A 3823-nucleotide genomic window follows, 5' to 3' on the forward strand; every position below is an offset into this window, starting at 1 on the left:
GGGGGTGGTGGTGGGATGGGTGTGGCTGGTGCGGGGGTGTGGGGTTCGTTGTTTCTGGTTTTCCTGCGCATGCTCTGTCTGCCGGTTCCGGGGTTTTCCTGGTGGTGGGTGGGGGTGTGTTGGGGTTGTTGGTTGAGAACTGCATAGTGGACGCGAGCATCTTAAAAAGAAGCAATTTCTAAGATAAATCTGGTTTCGATGCATGGGCTCCGTGGGTGGGATTCGTTCTTGCCTGGTGGGGTGTGTGTGTTCGGGCCTGGTTTTCTCGATATGTTTTTGATCGTAAGTGGTCAAGTTTTTAAGGGCACACGGTGGATGCCTTGGCATCAGGAGCCGAAGAAGGACGTGGGAATCTGCGATAAGCCTGGGGGAGTTGATAACCGAACTTTGATCCCAGGATGTCCGAATGGGGAAACCCCGCCCGGCGCGCGAGTGACCGGGTGACCCGTATCTGAACACATAGGGTACGTGGAGGGAACGTGGGGAAGTGAAACATCTCAGTACCCACAGGAAGAGAAAACAATAGTGATTCCGTCAGTAGTGGCGAGCGAACGCGGATCAGGCTAAACCAGTGGTGTGTGATAGCCGGCGGGCGTTGCATCACTGGGGTTGTGGGACTTTCCGTTCCAGTTCTGCCGGACTGGTGAAATGAGTGCGTGCGTATAGGTGAACGGGTTTGAAAGCCCGGCCGGAGAGGGTGTAAGTCCCGTAACCGTAATGCGTGACGCCGTTTGGAGAGGATCCCAAGTAGCACGGGGCCCGAGAAATCCCGTGCGAATCTGCCAGGACCACCTGGTAAGCCTAAATACTCCCTGATGACCGATAGCGGACCAGTACCGTGAGGGAAAGGTGAAAAGTACCCCGGGAGGGGAGTGAAACAGTACCTGAAACCGTGTGCCTACAAACCGTCGGAGCAGACTTTGTTTCTGTGACGGCGTGCCTTTTGAAGAATGAGCCTGCGAGTTAGTGTTACGTCGCGAGGTTAACCCGTGTGGGGAAGCCGTAGCGAAAGCGAGTCTGAATAGGGCGTTGCAGTGGCGTGATCTAGACCCGAAGCGAAGTGATCTACCCATGGCCAGGTTGAAGCGACGGTAAGACGTCGTGGAGGACCGAACCCACTTCAGTTGAAAATGGAGGGGATGAGCTGTGGGTAGGGGTGAAAGGCCAATCAAACTTCGTGATAGCTGGTTCTCCCCGAAATGCATTTAGGTGCAGCGTTGCGTGTTTCTTACCGGAGGTAGAGCTACTGGATGGCTAATGGGCCCTACAAGGTTACTGACGTCAGCCAAACTCCGAATGCCGGTAAGTGAGAGCGCAGCAGTGAGACTGTGGGGGATAAGCTTCATAGTCGAGAGGGAAACAGCCCAGACCACCAACTAAGGCCCCTAAGCGTGTGCTAAGTGGGAAAGGATGTGGAGTTGCCCAGACAACCAGGAGGTTGGCTTAGAAGCAGCCACCCTTGAAAGAGTGCGTAATAGCTCACTGGTCAAGTGATTCCGCGCCGACAATGTAGCGGGGCTCAAGTACACCGCCGAAGTTGTGGCATTCACATAGATCCCAAGCCGGAGACTTGTTCTCCTGAGTTCAGGGGTGTGGATGGGTAGGGGAGCGTCGTGTGGGCAGTGAAGTCGCGGTGTAAACCAGCGGTGGAGCCTACACGAGTGAGAATGCAGGCATGAGTAGCGAAAGACGGGTGAGAAACCCGTCCGCCGAATGATCAAGGGTTCCAGGGTCAAGCTAATCTGCCCTGGGTAAGTCGGGACCTAAGGCGAGGCCGACAGGCGTAGTCGATGGACAACGGGTTGATATTCCCGTACCGGCGAAGAACCGCCAATACTGATCGAGGGATACTAACCGCCAGAAGCATGACCGCCCACCCTTGTGGTGACGTGGTTTTTTGTGGATCGCGGGACCTGATCTCGGGAGGTAAGCGTATTAACAGGTGTGACGCAGGAAGGTAGCCAAGCCGGGCGATGGTTGTCCCGGTCTAAGGATGTAGGGCAGAACGTAGGCAAATCCGCGTTCTTGTGTTCGATCACGGGCCTGAGATCTGATGGGACCCCCGTATGGGGGAATTTGGTGATCCTATGCTGCCTAGAAAAGCATCGGCGCGAGGTTCCAGCCGCCCGTACCCCAAACCGACACAGGTGATCAGGTAGAGAATACTAAGGCGATCGAGAGAATTATGGTTAAGGAACTCGGCAAAATGCCCCCGTAACTTCGGGAGAAGGGGGGCCCCAACCGTGATGGCGACTAGCTCGCCGGAGCGGATCAGGGCCGCAGAGACCAGGGGGAAGCGACTGTTTACTAAAAACACAGGTCCGTGCGAAGTCGCAAGACGATGTATACGGACTGACTCCTGCCCGGTGCTGGAAGGTTAAGAGGACCGGTTAGTTTCACGCTTGCGTGGGACGAAGCTGGGAATTTAAGCCCCAGTAAACGGCGGTGGTAACTATAACCATCCTAAGGTAGCGAAATTCCTTGTCGGGTAAGTTCCGACCTGCACGAATGGAGTAACGACTTCCCCGCTGTCTCAACCATAAACTCGGCGAAATTGCAGTACGAGTAAAGATGCTCGTTACGCGCAGCAGGACGGAAAGACCCCGAGACCTTCACTATAGTTTGGTATTGGTGTTCGGTGTGGCTTGTGTAGGATAGGTGGGAGACTGTGAAGCGTGGACGCCAGTTCACGTGGAGTCATCGTTGAAATACCACTCTGGTCACTCTGGATATCTAACTTCGGCCCGTAATCCGGGTCAGGGACAGTGCCTGATGGGTAGTTTAACTGGGGCGGTTGCCTCCTAAAAAGTAACGGAGGCGCCCAAAGGTTCCCTCAGCCTGGTTGGCAATCAGGTGGCGAGTGTAAGTGCACAAGGGAGCTTGACTGTGAGAGAGACATCTCAAGCAGGGACGAAAGTCGGGACTAGTGATCCGGCGGCACATTGTGGAATGGCCGTCGCTCAACGGATAAAAGGTACCTCGGGGATAACAGGCTGATCTTGCCCAAGAGTCCATATCGACGGCATGGTTTGGCACCTCGATGTCGGCTCGTCGCATCCTGGGGCTGGAGTAGGTCCCAAGGGTTGGGCTGTTCGCCCATTAAAGCGGTACGCGAGCTGGGTTTAGAACGTCGTGAGACAGTTCGGTCCCTATCCGCTGCGCGCGCAGGAAATTTGAGAAGGGCTGTCCTTAGTACGAGAGGACCGGGACGGACGAACCTCTGGTGTGTCAGTTGTACTGCCAAGTGCACCGCTGATTAGCTACGTTCGGATGGGATAACCGCTGAAAGCATCTAAGCGGGAAGCCTGCTTCAAGATGAGATTTCCATACACCTCGAGTGTGAGAGGCCCCCAGCCAGACCACTGGGTTGATAGGCCGGATGTGGAAGCAGGGACGAAAGACCTGTGAAGCTGACCGGTACTAATAAGCCGATAACTTACACCACACACCCACCCCCACCACCGTCAAACGTGGCCACAGGGGAGGGTCACGATCAAATAAAATGCTACGCGTCCACTATGCGGTTCCCAACCAACAACAGGAACCACAACAAAATACAGGTACATCCAGCACGATCACGATGTAACCCCACAGATTTACCGGCACACCCCACCAGCCACCAGGCCAGGACAGGGGCGTGCGTCAGGTAGCAAGGGTTACGGCGGTCATAGCGTGGGGGAAACGCCCGGTCCCATTCCGAACCCGGAAGCTAAGACCCACAGCGCCGATGGTACTGCACCCGAGAGAGTGTGGGAGAGTAGGACACCGCCGGACAACCACTCACGGGAAGGCCCCACACCACCAGGTGCGGGGCCTTCCCCAC

2 rRNA genes are annotated in these 3823 nt (G+C 55.7%); both read left to right on the plus strand.

Features of this window, described 5'->3' with window-relative positions:
• Positions 1 to 288 precede the first annotated feature (288 nt).
• Positions 289 to 3445 (plus strand): 23S ribosomal RNA (locus ACX80F_RS16905).
• Between the two features lie 212 nt (positions 3446 to 3657).
• Positions 3658 to 3774, plus strand: a 5S ribosomal RNA gene (rrf, locus tag ACX80F_RS16910).
• Positions 3775 to 3823: the final 49 nt, after the last annotated feature.

The sequence above is a fragment of the Arthrobacter sp. TMS2-4 genome, assembly GCF_054511075.1.